Here is a 13,860-nt window from a genome sequence, read left to right as displayed (position 1 = left end):
CATGGGTAATTGAAGGTTTCGAAATCGAATACCGTCGCCCGATTTTATTTCGACCTGGGCGGGCAACAGCTTTAAGTGATTGTACGAATTTGTGCATTATAACACGAATCAGTTCATTGGTGTTCCACTATGCAGGACTACATCGAACACGTCACCACCGGACACGACCTCACACTACCGCAGGCCCGAGACGCGGCGAGCGCCGTTTTTAGCGGCGCGACCGACGCGCAAATCGGCGCGCTCCTCACGGGACTCCGTGCGAAAGGGGAAACCGAAACCGAAATTGCCGGGTTCGCGCAGGGCATGCGCGATGCCGCGCGGACGATTTCCCCCGACCGAACTCCGCTGGTCGATACCTGTGGCACGGGTGGGGACGACTACGACACCATCAACGTCTCCACGACTTCGGCCATCGTCGCTAGCGGCGCGGGCGTCCCGGTGGCAAAACACGGCAACTACTCGGTTTCTTCCTCCTCCGGCAGTGCGGACGTGCTGGAAGAGGTTGGCGTCGTGGTCGATTCGGAACCACCGGCGGTGGAACGCACCATCGAGGAGCAGGGAATCGGATTCATGCTCGCACCGGTGTTCCATCCCGCGATGAAGGCCGTCATCGGTCCCCGCCGCGAACTCGGTATCCGAACCCTGTTCAACGTCCTGGGGCCGCTGACGAACCCGGCAGGTGCCGACGCACAGGTCGTCGGCGTCTACGACCCCGATCTCGTGCCCGTGCTGGCCCGCGCACTCGCCCACATGGACGTTTCCCACGCACTCGTGGTTCACGGGTCGGGGATGGACGAAATCGCCGTCCACGACGAAACGACGGTCGCAGAAGTCACCGGAAGTTCCATCGAGGAGTACGCGCTCTCCCCCGAAGACCTCGGTGTCGGACGCTACGACGTGTCGGCCGTCGCAGGTGGCACGCCAAAACAGAACGCGCATGACCTCCGCGGTATCGTCAACGGCCAAGTCGCTGGTGCAAAGCGTGACATCATACTGGCGAACGCCGGGGCCGCGGTGTACGTCTCCGGCCAAGCATCGTCCTTGGAAGACGGGGTCGAGCAAGCCAAACGTGCGATCGACTCGGGGCGCGCGGAAGAGCAACTGAACGTGATGACGAGGACAGTCTCAGCATGACGCGGGTAAAAATCTGCGGTCTGACGGAGGAAGACGACCTCAACGCCGCTATTTCTGCGGGAGCGGATGCAATCGGTCTCCTCGTGGACGTTCCCGTCGATTCACCGCGGGAAATCGACCCGCTGCGGGCCGCCGAACTCGCTCGTGCAGTACCTCCCTTCGTAATGACTGTTCTCGTGACGATGCCCGAAACCCCCGAGCGCGCGGTCGAACTCGCCGAAATCATCGAACCGGACGCCGTGCAGGTTCACGGAATGGGTGTCGGAGACCTCGCATATCTCTCTTCCAGCATCGACGGGAACGTCATTCGCGCTATCGACGCGACGACGGAGAATCCCGAGCGGTACGACACGGTCGCTGATGCACTCTTGCTGGATGCCGGAAAGGCAGGTGGTACCGGCGAGACACACGACTGGGAACGCGCACGCGAGTTCGTGAACGCTCTCGACTCACCGATCATCCTCGCCGGAGGGTTGACACCGGAAAACGTCGGCGAGGCAGTCACGGCAGTCGAGCCCTTCGCCGTAGACGTTGCGAGCGGCGTCGAATCGAACGGCGGACAGAAAGACCACACCGCCGTCGAATCGTTCGTCACGGACGCAAAAACGGCACCGAAGGAAGCGAGGACGACATCGGGGCCAGTTCTGCAACGATGAATCGCGACGAGTTCGAAGCCCTGGCTGAGAGTGACGGGTCGGTCGTCGTCCACGTGAAGACCGACCTTGACGTGGAAATCGATCCACTGACCGCCTACTCGGCACTCGGGAGGAGCGAGTACGACTTTCTGCTCGAAAGCGCGGAGAAGGTCGCATCTTCCGACCCGGACGGCGCGTTCAATCCCACAGGAACCGACGACCGACGGGCGCGATACTCGTTCGTCGGCTACGACCCGAAAGCGGTGGTGTCGGTCGATTCGAACGAAACGGACGTTCGAGTGTTGGACGACGGATGGGAGGAAAAGGTCGCCGTCGACCGAGATGACGTCGATGTGCTCGATACACTTCGGAACTCGCTTCCCGACGTGGAACGACGAGGATTCCCCAATGAAGACGGGTTTTCCGGCGGTCTCGTCGGATTTCTCGCGTACGACGCGGTGTACGACCTCTGGCTGGAAGAGCAGGGTATCGACCATCCCGAAACAGAACTGCCCGACGCGCAGTTCGTTCTGAACACCAAGACGCTCGTGTTCGACCACGTCGAAGATACCCTGTCGTTGGTGTTCACGCCGTTGCTTTCGCCGGACGACAATTCAAGTGATGTGTACGACCGACTGGTCGCTGAGGCCGAACGCGTTGCCGAGGTACTCGAATCGGCCGCTCAACCGGAGTTCGGCGGTTACCGACCGATAGACGAATCGTCGGGGGCGCGGGACGAGTACGAAGATGCTGTGCAACGGGCGAACGAACACGTTTACGCTGGCGACATCTATCAGGGCGTTATCTCCCGCAAGCGAGAGGTTTCGGGCGACATCGACCCGCTCGGACTGTACGCGGCTTTACGCGACGTGAATCCATCGCCGTACATGTACCTTCTCGGCTATGAGGACAGAACCATCGTCGGCGCAAGTCCAGAAACGCTGGTGTCGGTGCGTGACGATACAATCGTCTTGAACCCCATCGCCGGAACCTGTCCCCGTGGCGGAAATCCGATGGACGACCGCCGACTCGCGGGCGAACTCCTCGCGGACGAAAAGGAGCGGTCGGAACACGCGATGCTCGTCGATCTGGCTCGAAACGACGTTCGCCGGGTTTCCGAGTCCGGAAGCATCCGCGTTAAGGAGTTCATGAACGTCATCAAATACAGCCACGTCCAACACATCGAAAGCACGGTAACAGGTACCATAGCGGCTGACCGTGACGCTTTCGATGCGGTGCGCGCTACCTTCCCTGCGGGGACGTTAACCGGTGCGCCGAAAATCCGCGCGATGGAGATAATTCACGACCTCGAAGAAACCTCACGAGGTGTCTACGGGGGCGGCGTCGGCTACTTCTCGTGGACGGGTGATGCGGACTTCGCTATCGTCATCAGAACGGCGACTATCGAGCACGGAAGCACGAACGAAGGAAGCGGGACGGACACGATCACGGTGCAGGCGGGCGCGGGCATCGTCGCAGATAGCGACCCGACCGCCGAGTTCGAGGAGACCGAACAGAAGATGGGCGGCGTGCTGTCGGCGCTGAAAACGATGGGGTGCGATTCGGAACCCGATACCGACCACGACCGCGAACACGAACCCATGGAGGCGTCCCGATGACTCCGCTGGAGGTGTCGCGATGACTCGCGTGCTGTTCGTGGACAACTTCGATTCGTTCACTTACAACCTCGTTGAGTACGCTGAAGAGGCGCTTCGGGCACGGAAACCGACTTCCGGGACAGTCGAAACCGAGGTCGTCAAAAACACCGTTTCGCTCGAAACAATCCGCGACATGAATCCGGACGCCATCGTCATCAGTCCCGGCCCGGGCCATCCCGAAAACGAACGGGACGTCGGCGTCACCAACGACGTATTGCGCGAGCTTTCGCCCGAAATCCCGACGCTCGGCGTGTGTCTCGGGTTGGAGGCGGCGGTGCACGTCTACGGCGGAAAAATCGGACGCGCACCGGAGCCGATTCACGGAAAAGCGTTCCCGGTCGACCATGACGAAATCGGCGTGTTCGACGGTATCGAGCAGGGATTCCAGGCCGGGAGATACCACTCGCTCGTTTCGACGACGGTGCCCGACTGCTTCGACGTGAGTGCGACGACGAACCACGACGGCGATGAACTGGTGATGGGTGTCCGCCACCGCGAATACCCGATCGAATGCGTACAGTTCCATCCGGAGAGCGTGCTCACGGCGTGCGGGCGGGAGATACTCGAAAACTTCCTGTCGCGCTACACCAGCACGCCCGCCGCGTAAAGTGCGGCGACGACGAGGAGGGCGAGCAACCCGATACGCCAGATGAGTTTGACGGCGAACCGAATGGCGAAGATGAGCAGGATGATTGCGACGACGACTGCGACGATTCCGACAGGTTCGATGGCGAGGGGTACCATGTGGAAAATGGCTGTATACTGAGTGGTAAACGTATCGGTAATGTCGGGTTCGATTTTCGTGAAAATCGAGGGACGACGGTCGAGTAATGAGTCATTACCATAAGAATTTCCACCTTATCGGTCACTTTCGCTCCGGTCTGAACACTCTTATAGTCCCCGAGGTATTACTGTAGAGTAGGAAGGGAACGTTTTCCAGAGGCGTCACTATACAAACAAACTTGCGCTAAAGAAAGTAAACTTAATTGGGGATGGGTCAAATGCATTCTTCGTCACGAATGAAACGGGTCTACACACGAAACGAAAGACGAATCGCTACACAGAGCACTGGAACTACGGTGGTGGCGAACGAATGAGCGGCGCGCACGAAACCGACGCCGACGAAGTCACCCTTCCGGTCAAACGAACCAAGGGTGACACCCTCGAAGACCGGATGACGGGGAACGCGTACCAGAACATCCTCCCGGCACGCTATCTCCGCAAAGACGCTGACGGCAATCTCGTCGAGACGCAGGAAGACCTGTTCCCGCGCGTTGCGAAAAATATCGCACTCGCGGAAGCCGTCTACGAGGCCGAAAAGCAGGGCGTCGAGCTCACCGTCACGCCTGCGCAGTTGAAACCCGACCACCCGCGCCGCGACGAGTTGGCCGCGGAAGTGTTCGGCAAAGGAACGACCGCTGGGGACGACGCTGAGACGGAACTCACCGTCTACAACGTCAACAAGTTCGCCTACGACACGGTCGTTCCGGAACTCCCCGAGGATATCGCGGTGCACGTCGAATCCGTTCGGGACGAGTTCGCCGACCTCATGGAAGGCCTGTCGTTCATTCCAAACTCGCCCACGCTGATGAACGCGGGCGACGAACTCCAGCAGTTGTCCGCCTGTTTCGTCGATTCCCCGGGCGACGACATCACGGACATCCACCAGACTGCGAAGGAGGCCGCCGAGGTCTTCCAGTCCGGCGGTGGCATGGGCTACGCGTTCTGGAAACTCCGGCCCTACGGTGACGCAGTCGGTTCGACCGGCGGCATCGCGTCCGGCCCGATTACGTTCATGCGCACGTACGACCAGATGTGTGAGACCATCGCGCAGGGCGGTGCCCGGCGTGGCGCACAGATGGGTGTCATGCGCGTCTCGCACCCCGACGTTATCCAGTTCATTCACGCGAAAAACAAGGATGTCAGCCTCGCCAACACGCTCCGCCTGAACGACCCCGACGACTACACGCACACGTCGTTCAAGGACGCGCTGGAAGAGGCCCGCGAACTCATCGACGACGATGGTCGGGTTCCGAAACACCTCCGAAACGCCGCCGAGGGTCACCTCTCTAATTTCAACATCTCGGTCGGCGTCACGGACGATTTCATGGAGGCACTCTACAACGACGAGGAGTTCGTCTTTACCAACCCGCGCACGGAAGAACCACACGTCGCCACCGAACACACCGAAGAAATGTACGACATGTTCGGTCTTGGCGACTACGTCACACCGGGCGAAGTGCTGTCGATTCCCGCCGATGTCCTCTGGAACCGCATCGTGGAGGGTGCGTGGGAGAACGGCGAACCCGGCGTCATCTATCTCGAACGGGTGAACAAACAGCACTCCTTCGACGTCGAAAAACACCCCGACCACCGGATTCTCGCGACGAACCCGTGTGGCGAACAGCCGCTCGAAGAGTACGAGGCGTGTAACCTCGGCCACATCAACCTCTCGACGCTCGCCGACACCGACGCGCCGGACTGGCGCGTCTGGTACGAGCAGAACGGCGACAGCTACGGCTCGCTGTCAGAGGCCGTCGATGCGTTCCTCCGGAATGCCATCGACTGGGACGAGTTCGACTACCGCATCGACTACGGCACTCGATTCCTCGAAAATGTCGTTACGATGTCCGACTTCCCGGTCGAGAAGATCGAACAGAAGGTTCGGGATATGCGCAAAATCGGGTTGGGCATCATGGGACTGGCCCAGTTGTACATCCAACTCGGCGTTCGCTACGGAAGCGAGGAAGGCAACGAAATCGCCCAGCAGTTGATGACCCACATCAACCACGAATCGAAGTGGGCCTCCCACGAACTCGCCGAGGAGCGCGGGTCGTTCAACGATTGGACCGATTCGAAATACGCGAACCCGACCGACTACCCCGAGTGGTTCGAGCACCAGACCGGTCTCGACCCCGAGAAGTGGAAAAAAGGATTCTCGGTTCGGAACCACAACACGACGACCATCGCGCCGACCGGCACCACCTCGATGGTCGGCAACACCACGGGTGGCTGTGAGCCGATTTACAACGTCGCCTACTACAAGAACGTCTCCGACGACGTGCAGGGCGACGAGATGCTCGTGGAGTTCGACGACTACTTCCTCCGCACGCTGGAGGCGAACGACATCGACGTGGACGCGGTCAAAGAGGAAGCCCAAGAACAGATGGCGAACAACGAGTTCTCGGGCGTCGAGGGACTCGACACCGTCCCGGACGCCATCGGCGAACTGTTCGTCGTGACGGGCGACCTCACCGGCAAGCAACACGCCGCGGTTCAGTGTGCCTGCCAGCAGGGTGTGGACTCGGCCATCTCGAAGACCTGTAACTTCCCGAACTCCGCCAGCAAGGAGGATATGGACGAGGTGTACCGCTACATCTACGACCACGGCGGAAAGGGCGTCACGGTCTACCGCGACGGCACGCGCTCGAAACAGGTGCTTACCACGCGCGCCGACAACGCCGAGTTCGCGGACGAGGACGAGGCGGCGGAAACCATCGCCGAGCAGATCGAGGAGGTCTTCGACGGCATGGAGAACTTCATCGAGAACGAGGAAGTGCAGGCCGCACTCGGCGACGAACTGTCCAGTCTGGTCGAAGACGGTGTCACCGGCGGTGCCTACGCTAAGGAACGCCCACGTCCGGACGTGCTCCACGGCGTGACCCAGCGCGTTGACACCGGCTACGGCAAGATGTACGTCAACATCAACGAGGACGAATCCGGCGAACCGTTCGAACTGTTCGCCACCATCGGTAACTCCGGTGGCTTCACCAACTCCTTCACCGAGGCGCTAGCGAAAGTCATCAGCTACGCGCTCCGCAGCGGTGTCGACCCGAACGAAATCGCCTCCGACTTGCAGGGCATCCGCAGCCCGAAAGTCGCGTGGGACAAGGGCGAACAGATCAACTCCATCCCGGACGCCATCGGCGTGGCGATGCGACGCTACCTCGACGGCGAAATCGAGCGCGCGGGCATTCCACAGCAAAAGACGCTCGAAGAGACGGCGGACGAAAGCGAAACGGACGGCGCTGCAGCCGAGACAGGGAAGGACGCCTCCCAGTCGCTCATCGATGCGGGTGAAAGCCCCGAATGTCCCGAGTGTGGGTCGCTCTCGCTGTACTTCTCTGAGGGTTGTAAGACCTGCGAGTCGTGCGGTTGGAGCGAGTGCTCGTAATCGGATCGTAGGCACTCCACAACCGTTCGGTTATTTTTTGGCACCCCCTGACGGCCAAAACTGACAAGTAGAGTGATATCATCTCACAGAGAGAGCTACGCAGAGGGTCAATGTATTCAGGGAAATGATATGCGAATGCTAGTCCGATTCGGGGGAGGGTATGAAATCGTGGAGTAACTCGACGCGACGTGGACTGCTCCTCATCGTCGCAGGTGTGTTGCTCGTCGGATTGACGTTCGGCGCGAGCTGGGCGTTCGCGCCAAACACGAGCGTCGTATCACCGGGCGCGGAGAACAACACGACGACACTCGTCGGCGTCCAAGGGCCCGGATGGGGCGGGAGCGTCGTCGAAATCGACAACAACGGAACGACGATGTGGAGCGTCGGGAACGCTATCAGCTATCAGGACGTTACGCAACTGGACAACGGAACCGTTCTTGCAACGTATGCGGACAAATACAGAGCGTGTGGTCCGTACAAGCCGCCCTGCAAGCGAACGGGGGTTCGATTCGTTGACCCGCAACCGAACACGAAAGTCACCGGCGAATGGAGCTATCCGGTTCGAACCCGGAAGGACAGCGAGGTTCACGACGCGGAGATACTCCCGTCGGGCGAACTGCTCGTCGCGGATATGGAGTACGAGAGCATCTACACGTACAACTTCACGACCGGAAAGCCGTCGTGGACGTGGAACGCGAGTCAGTACTACGACGCACCATCTGACCCGACGAAAACCGATTGGCTCCACATCAACGACGTGGATAGAATCGGCGACGGACGATATCTCGTCTCCGTCCGAAACACGAATCAACTGATCATCGTCGAACGCGGAAAGGGGGTCGTCGAAGTGATCAACGAGAACCGCGACCCGTCGATACTCGACAAGCAACACAACCCGCACTGGCTCGGGGACGGGGCCGTCGTCGTGGCAGATTCCGAGAACCATCGTATCGTCGAACTTCACCGAAACGAATCGACGGGGAAGTGGGAGGAAGCGTGGACTGTCTACGAAGTGGACGGAATACAACTCGACTGGCCGCGCGACGCCGACCGTCTGCCGAACGGGAACACGCTCATCACGGACAGTCGAAACAATCGCGTGGTCGAGATAACGCGAAACGGAAGTGTGGTTACCAGCTACGACGTCCCCGACCTCCCCTACGAAGCTGACCGCGTTCCGTTCGGCGAGTCGTACGGACAACCGTACGGAACCGAGGGAGAATCCAACGTACTCGGTGAACGAAGCGTGAACATCCCTGTGCTGTCCACGCTTCTCACCGGGGCTCGTCACGTCATCTCGCTCCCGTTCTGGGTTTCGGAACTCCACGTCCTCGTCGTTCTCGTCGCAGTCACGCTGTGGATTGTGGGGGGATTCCTACTGGTCACGTCCCGCTGGTCGTCCTGACCGAGGGAAACAGTCAAACGGGCCGCATCCGGTAGTTTCCATATGGCCGAAGAATCGAAGGGGCGACCGTGCCCCCTCTGTGGCGAGTCCATGTATCATCGCCACTGCAAGTACGTCTGCCCACAACACGGCGTCGTTTACGACTGTTCGGACACCTTCTACTGAACGTCCGATCTGACTACGAATGTGACGTTCGCTACTCCCCGTCCGAAAGGAGTCGGTACGCAGGCCCGGCCAGCAAAACGAGGGCCGCGATTCCGGCGGCCACGACGAGAAGCCAATTGTTCCCGAGTTCGCTTATCGACAGCGAATCGAGTGAACTCCCTGCCAGCACCGCCGCAACCATCCACGGCACTTCGCCGACTGCAGTGCCGAGCACGAACGCGCGGAGTGGAACGTTCGACAAGCCAGCGGCGGCCGAAACGGCATCGGAGGGAGCAGGTGCGAGTCGTGATGCCACCATTCCCCGTACGTCTCCCGTGGCATCGAAAAAGCGATCACCGGACTCGCCGAGACGCCCGAAAACTCCCGTTCCCATGTTACAATACCGCGCCGCAGAAAACGGCACGCAGGCACTCGTGGTCGCGCCGACGAGTGCGATGGGGAATCCGACGACGGGGCCGTAAACGTAGCCAACCGCCGCCGCCACGACGGTTGTCGGCCACGCGAAAAACGGGCGAACGAGGTAGACGAGGAAAAATAATCCCCCAGCGAGCAGCGGGTTCTCGGTCACTCGTTCGACCTGCCGAAAAACGAACTTCGGAGAGAGTAGGACACCGGCGACGACCACCAGCGCAATCACCACAACGCCAGTGATGTGTCGCCGGTTCTGCGTGAACGCCATTCTGTCACAGAGAGTCGGGGAGGGGGCTAAATTCTTTCCACCCGGCCGCGCAACGTTTAATCCCCTCCGTGTGGGATTCGTAATCGATGGACGAGGATGACGCCGTCGCGCTGGGGGTGGAACTGTTGAGCAAACTGGAACACCCCGAACTGTCGGTCGCGGAGGCGGTAGACCGTATCGAGACCATCACCACTAACCCAACGATGACACGGAAAATTCTCGATGCGGCCGAAAAACGCGGCGTCATCGAACGCGAAAACGGAATCGTCCGACCGAAAGGCGGCGGATTCGTGCGGTTCGAAAGCGACGTGGTGACGAAGGAGGGAGATTTCTCCTGTCGGCGCTGTGGAACCGGTATCTCGACGGGCTATTTCATGAAACTCGACGCGGGCGAACACGGCCCATTCGGGTCGTCGTGTATTCGAAAAGTGACCGGGCGGGAGTGAACGGTTTCGTCGGAGCGTGGCTTACCGACCGCGACTGAGTTCTTCGATAAGTCGCTCGATGGTGCGTTGTTGCTGTTCGAGCAGCTCGCTTTGGCGTTCGACGGCTTCGGTGAGCCCGCGAGTTGGGTTTCCGTCGTGTCGTCCAGGTTTTCACTCGCTGATTCGAACCCCGAGTCGACAAATCCGGCCGATGAGTCGGACTCCGTCGTTTGCGGCTCGGACGTTTCGGACGTCGTCGCTTCCGTTTCGACGCCTCCGGAGTCGGTCGCCGGTTGGTCGGACGTCGTGGGTTCGGTAGTCGAAGACGTGGCGGCCACCTGTTCAGGGGTCGCTGATTCGGGTGTTGCCGAATCGGCGGTCACTCGCTCGACTTCATCCTCGTCGAGTGGGTCGGCAGGCGGTTCCTCGACGATCTGACCGCGGTCGTCGAGTTCGGGTGGATTCGCGTTGAGCGGTTCGACGCCGCCGCCGAACACGTCGTCGTCATCCGCAAGTGAGACGGTTTCGTCGGATTCGGTTGCCGAATTGTCGTCGGGTGCAACCGTTTGCTCGAACTCGGCGTAACTGCCGACATCGTGGTATGCGAGAAGTGTCTGTTCGATGCGCTCACGGACTTCGCGGGTTCGGTCGCTCGGGGTTTTGATTCGCTGTGGACGGCCGTTCGCTTCGATGATGATCTGCGAGGAGACGTTTCCTTCTTCGACATCGAGGCGGGTGACATCGGCGAAATGGAACTGCTCGAAATCCTCGTCCCAAATCGCTTCGCCGACGTGTTTCACGACGCGCGCGCTGGTGAGGACGAGCGTGAGTTCGCTGAACTGGTACGTTTGGATGACCTGTTCGTTTGCGTCGGTGATACCTGCGCCGTTTAGTACGCCCGCGATGACGGGATGGAGGGCGTCGTGGAGGCGTTTCGACGGAATTTTGAACTTGTCCGTCCCGTCGATACCGTAATCGAGCGTGATGGTCGATTTCCGTCCGCCTTTGGAGACGGCAATTCGTTCTGCACCGTGTGGATACTCTTCGACGGACTCGTCGCTCAACAGGCCATCGGCCCGGTAGATGAGTGTTCGCGTCGGTGTCACGAAGAGGATATCTTCGCCTCCAAGCGATACTTCTGCGGCAACATGTTCGTCTTCAGGACTGGACTGGACGATTCCCGGAACGCTCATGCAGGGAATGGTCATGCCCAAATCTTAAAAACACCGGAGAAACATAACACATTAAAGACTAATTTTTGGTTGATCTGAATCGGTTGAATAGCCATTGGAGCGTCGTCCGGTCGTCGTGAAAGTCGAAAGACGGCGTGGTGTCGTGCCGTGTATCCCCGTGTCATTCGCCGTCCGAGATGAGAACTTTAAAGAGTACCACATCCCTACCCGTAATCGAGCCCGGGTGGCTTAGCTGGACATAGCGCCGCACTCATAGGGTTCTGAGATTTGGCGCTCAGGCCTTGGAAGCCTCCCCATGTGCCCGTGAGGCCCCGCCAGGCCTCGAACCTGGGACATGCGGAGATCGAGGGTTCGGAGCCCTCCCCGGGCATTTTTCGCACAGCACAGTTGGGAGATGTAGTCTCGACTGATGATGGTCGGGTCTCGACGACCGAAGTGAGCTGGAAACGGGGTGAACACTTTTTCGGCGATTCGAAGCTCCGTTTGTGGATTCGAACTGCATTCGGTTCCATACCGTGGCAATCGTTTCGTATTGGACGCCGTAGATGTTGGCGGACGCGAACACCCATCCAGTTGTCCTGAGAGTGTATTAGTCAGAAATTTGATACATAGTTGCGCAACGACAGTAGAACATATATCTCTCGGACATGTTTGATGGGTTGATATCGACAAACGTCCTCAAATTCTTTATTAAAAGGTCTAAATGTTTCTCAGGCGTTTATAAAATGTCGACAAACCGAACAAGATGTATAAAACCGCGTTAATTTCTCTGTACACTCACGACGTTATATGACCCCTCCAGTCGTAGCAAGAGATACATCCCAGAGTAATCATGTCGAGTCCTCCAACGATACAGAACGACCACGCATCGGATTTCGAACTGCCAGTCCACCGCAACGCCGCCGAGACCGCGGCACGAAAACTCTTCACACCGGTTCAGTTTCTGAGTTTCTGGACGGCGGTTGCACTCCCGTTCGGCTACCTTCCGCTGCTGTATCGGGGCGATTTCTCGTCGTCGGTCGAGGTGTTTGCCCTGCTCCTCGTCCTGAACGTCGTCGCCATGGTCGTCGGCCACGGGTACAAACGCGATTGAGTTCCTGATTTCGTCATCCCAACTACACCGCACCGCCCCCGCTTTCCTCCATCGCCATCATCCCCCATTCTCCGTCGCAACAGTTCTTCCGACAGTAGAGCGCTCCCTAACGATTCGTCGCTGAACCGTCAGAGAATCCACGGTTCCGAGGATGAATCACTCCTCCAAAATCGATTTTCTATATGGTGATTCCATTTTTGAATATACTCATTCTAGTTTTAGGCTAGCCAAAAAAGTAATTGTGGTGACAAGAATTATATTCGCTGCATCCTAAGTGTGAATATGGGGATTCTCGGCAATCTAACGCTGGTGTTTGTTGCAGGACTCGTTACGGCACTCGCAACCGGCATCGGCGCCCTCCCTTTCTTTCTCGTCGACGAGGTGAGCGACCGCTGGAACGTCGCACTGTGGGGACTTGCCTCGGGAATCATGGTTTCCGCGTCTGTGTTTGGACTGATATTCGAGGGTCTCTCGAACGCAAACGGTGGCAGTGTCAGCGGCGTCGCTCTCGGGTTGCTGATCGGTGTCGCACTCGTCGTCGTGAGTCATCACGTCATCGCGGAAGCTGAAGTGAATCCGAAGCGATATGAGGAGGCGGATTTCAAGAAACTCGCGCTTATTCTGGGTATTCTCACCGTGCACAGCTTTCCGGAGGGAGTTGCCATCGGCGTGTCGTTCGCCGACCTGAATCTCGGTGGTGTCGACGGTGTATCTCTCCTCGGTTTTTCCATCCCGCTGTTGGCAGTTTTCATGACCGTCGCGATTTCGATCCACAACGTCCCCGAAGGCGTCGCGATCTCCATTCCGCTTCGCTCGATGGGCGTGGACAAATGGCGGATGGTCTGGTGGTCTATCTTTTCCAGCCTTCCCCAACCGATCGGTGCGGTCATCGCGTTCTACTTCGTTCGCGTCGCACGGGAGTTTCTCCCCATCGGATTCGGTTTCGCCGCAGGGGCGATGATATATCTGGTCGCATCCGAGTTCATCCCGGAAGCGCTCGAAGTCGGGGAGGAACTGCCGGGTGGTGGTCACCGGGAACTGCTTTCGGGACTCACCGCGGGTATTCTGCTCATGGTTCCACTCGCGTTCGTCTGAATACGGTTTACTCGACCCGATTTCTGAATTTATGCACAACCCAAAGTACTTCGTTCGACGAGACCGGCGCAAAAACGATTTTAAATCGTTTAATTGACTGTAGTCGTCTGAGAGCCCAATCGACAGGTCTGTTCATCGACGGTAAACGATGTGAATTGGCTCTAACACTCTCCACGCTATAAGGTCGCTCCTGTAGACGGTTTA

Annotated in this window: 12 protein-coding genes, 1 tRNA gene and 1 pseudogene; 11 read left to right on the top strand and 3 right to left on the bottom strand. The window is 58.9% G+C overall.

Annotated features, from left to right (window positions below):
• Window positions 1-129 precede the first annotated feature (129 nt).
• Genes trpD through trpG form a run of 4 tightly spaced genes read left to right on the top strand, consistent with a single transcriptional unit; the run spans window position 130 to window position 4,034 of the window.
• Entirely contained in the window at window positions 130-1,134 is a 1,005-nt protein-coding gene (trpD, locus tag ACN2TU_RS10480; protein ID WP_435155176.1) for an anthranilate phosphoribosyltransferase, read from the top strand.
• The gene (locus ACN2TU_RS10475) at window positions 1,131-1,790 is read left to right on the top strand and encodes a phosphoribosylanthranilate isomerase (RefSeq protein WP_435155174.1); all 660 of its coding nucleotides are present in this window, start codon (window positions 1,131-1,133) and stop codon (window positions 1,788-1,790) included. The genes trpD and ACN2TU_RS10475 overlap by 4 nt, the downstream gene beginning before the upstream one ends.
• A complete protein-coding gene (gene trpE / locus ACN2TU_RS10470) occupies window positions 1,787-3,388 on the top strand; it encodes an anthranilate synthase component I (protein WP_435155173.1) in 1,602 nt (533 codons plus the stop codon). The genes ACN2TU_RS10475 and trpE overlap by 4 nt, the downstream gene beginning before the upstream one ends.
• Before the next feature lie 19 nt (window positions 3,389-3,407).
• Window positions 3,408-4,034: an anthranilate synthase component II gene (trpG, locus tag ACN2TU_RS10465; RefSeq protein ID WP_435155172.1), complete on the top strand. Its 627-nt coding sequence runs from the start codon at window positions 3,408-3,410 to the stop codon at window positions 4,032-4,034.
• Here trpG and ACN2TU_RS10460 read toward each other — a convergent pair.
• Complete coding sequence (locus ACN2TU_RS10460) at window positions 4,010-4,171, bottom strand: hypothetical protein (protein ID WP_435155170.1); 162 nt, start codon at window positions 4,169-4,171, stop codon at window positions 4,010-4,012. The two genes, trpG and ACN2TU_RS10460, sit on opposite strands and share 25 nt — an antisense overlap.
• Window positions 4,172-4,520: 349 nt before the next feature.
• On the opposite strand from ACN2TU_RS10460, the gene ACN2TU_RS10455 reads away from it, so the two are divergent.
• The 3 genes from ACN2TU_RS10455 to ACN2TU_RS10445 all read left to right on the top strand — a co-directional run bounded on the left by ACN2TU_RS10455 (window position 4,521) and on the right by ACN2TU_RS10445 (window position 9,171).
• Complete coding sequence (locus ACN2TU_RS10455; protein WP_435155168.1) at window positions 4,521-7,601, top strand: adenosylcobalamin-dependent ribonucleoside-diphosphate reductase; 3,081 nt, start codon at window positions 4,521-4,523, stop codon at window positions 7,599-7,601.
• Between the two features lie 160 nt (window positions 7,602-7,761).
• Window positions 7,762-9,006, top strand: a complete 1,245-nt coding sequence (locus ACN2TU_RS10450) for an aryl-sulfate sulfotransferase (protein ID WP_435155166.1) — start codon at window positions 7,762-7,764, stop codon at window positions 9,004-9,006.
• A 42-nt stretch (window positions 9,007-9,048) separates the two neighbouring features.
• Window positions 9,049-9,171: an HVO_2523 family zinc finger protein gene (locus ACN2TU_RS10445; RefSeq protein ID WP_435155164.1), complete on the top strand. Its 123-nt coding sequence runs from the start codon at window positions 9,049-9,051 to the stop codon at window positions 9,169-9,171.
• Between the two features lie 31 nt (window positions 9,172-9,202).
• Here ACN2TU_RS10445 and ACN2TU_RS10440 read toward each other — a convergent pair whose 3' ends face one another.
• Window positions 9,203-9,850 (bottom strand): TVP38/TMEM64 family protein, encoded by a 648-nt coding sequence (locus ACN2TU_RS10440; RefSeq protein WP_435155163.1) that lies wholly within the window; start codon window positions 9,848-9,850, stop codon window positions 9,203-9,205.
• Window positions 9,851-9,936: 86 nt separating this feature from the next.
• Between ACN2TU_RS10440 and ACN2TU_RS10435 the strand changes: the two genes are divergently transcribed.
• Entirely contained in the window at window positions 9,937-10,296 is a 360-nt protein-coding gene (locus tag ACN2TU_RS10435; protein ID WP_435155162.1) for a DUF5830 family protein, read from the top strand.
• Between the two features lie 21 nt (window positions 10,297-10,317).
• Here the strand turns inward: ACN2TU_RS10435 and ACN2TU_RS10430 are convergent.
• A pseudogene (locus ACN2TU_RS10430) lies at window positions 10,318-11,468 on the bottom strand (DUF7115 domain-containing protein).
• 217 nt (window positions 11,469-11,685) lie between these two features.
• Between ACN2TU_RS10430 and ACN2TU_RS10425 the strand changes: the two are divergent.
• The 3 genes from ACN2TU_RS10425 (at window position 11,686) to ACN2TU_RS10415 (ending at window position 13,656) form a co-directional block, all read left to right on the top strand.
• Window positions 11,686-11,838, top strand: a tRNA-Met gene (locus tag ACN2TU_RS10425).
• A 462-nt stretch (window positions 11,839-12,300) separates the two neighbouring features.
• Entirely contained in the window at window positions 12,301-12,561 is a 261-nt protein-coding gene (locus tag ACN2TU_RS10420; protein WP_435155161.1) for a DUF8028 family protein, read from the top strand.
• Window positions 12,562-12,843: 282 nt separating this feature from the next.
• Entirely contained in the window at window positions 12,844-13,656 is an 813-nt protein-coding gene (locus ACN2TU_RS10415) for a ZIP family metal transporter (RefSeq protein WP_435155160.1), read from the top strand.
• Window positions 13,657-13,860 lie beyond the last annotated feature (204 nt).

Source organism: Haladaptatus marinus (genome assembly GCF_051194195.1).
Note: the sequence above shows the minus strand (reverse complement) of the source record. Positions and strands in the feature narration are given on the sequence as shown.

What these genes read in the sequence shown, in the direction of transcription:
- trpD (WP_435155176.1), top strand. Translation starts at nt 130, where the DNA reads ATGCAGGACTACATCGAACACGTCACCACCGGACACGACCTCACACTA.
- ACN2TU_RS10475 (WP_435155174.1), top strand. Translation starts at nt 1,131, where the DNA reads ATGACGCGGGTAAAAATCTGCGGTCTGACGGAGGAAGACGACCTCAAC.
- trpE (WP_435155173.1), top strand. Translation starts at nt 1,787, where the DNA reads ATGAATCGCGACGAGTTCGAAGCCCTGGCTGAGAGTGACGGGTCGGTC.
- trpG (WP_435155172.1), top strand. Translation starts at nt 3,408, where the DNA reads ATGACTCGCGTGCTGTTCGTGGACAACTTCGATTCGTTCACTTACAAC.
- ACN2TU_RS10460 (WP_435155170.1), bottom strand. Translation starts at nt 4,171, where the DNA reads ATGGTACCCCTCGCCATCGAACCTGTCGGAATCGTCGCAGTCGTCGTC.
- ACN2TU_RS10455 (WP_435155168.1), top strand. Translation starts at nt 4,521, where the DNA reads ATGAGCGGCGCGCACGAAACCGACGCCGACGAAGTCACCCTTCCGGTC.
- ACN2TU_RS10450 (WP_435155166.1), top strand. Translation starts at nt 7,762, where the DNA reads ATGAAATCGTGGAGTAACTCGACGCGACGTGGACTGCTCCTCATCGTC.
- ACN2TU_RS10445 (WP_435155164.1), top strand. Translation starts at nt 9,049, where the DNA reads ATGGCCGAAGAATCGAAGGGGCGACCGTGCCCCCTCTGTGGCGAGTCC.
- ACN2TU_RS10440 (WP_435155163.1), bottom strand. Translation starts at nt 9,850, where the DNA reads ATGGCGTTCACGCAGAACCGGCGACACATCACTGGCGTTGTGGTGATT.
- ACN2TU_RS10435 (WP_435155162.1), top strand. Translation starts at nt 9,937, where the DNA reads ATGGACGAGGATGACGCCGTCGCGCTGGGGGTGGAACTGTTGAGCAAA.
- ACN2TU_RS10420 (WP_435155161.1), top strand. Translation starts at nt 12,301, where the DNA reads ATGTCGAGTCCTCCAACGATACAGAACGACCACGCATCGGATTTCGAA.
- ACN2TU_RS10415 (WP_435155160.1), top strand. Translation starts at nt 12,844, where the DNA reads ATGGGGATTCTCGGCAATCTAACGCTGGTGTTTGTTGCAGGACTCGTT.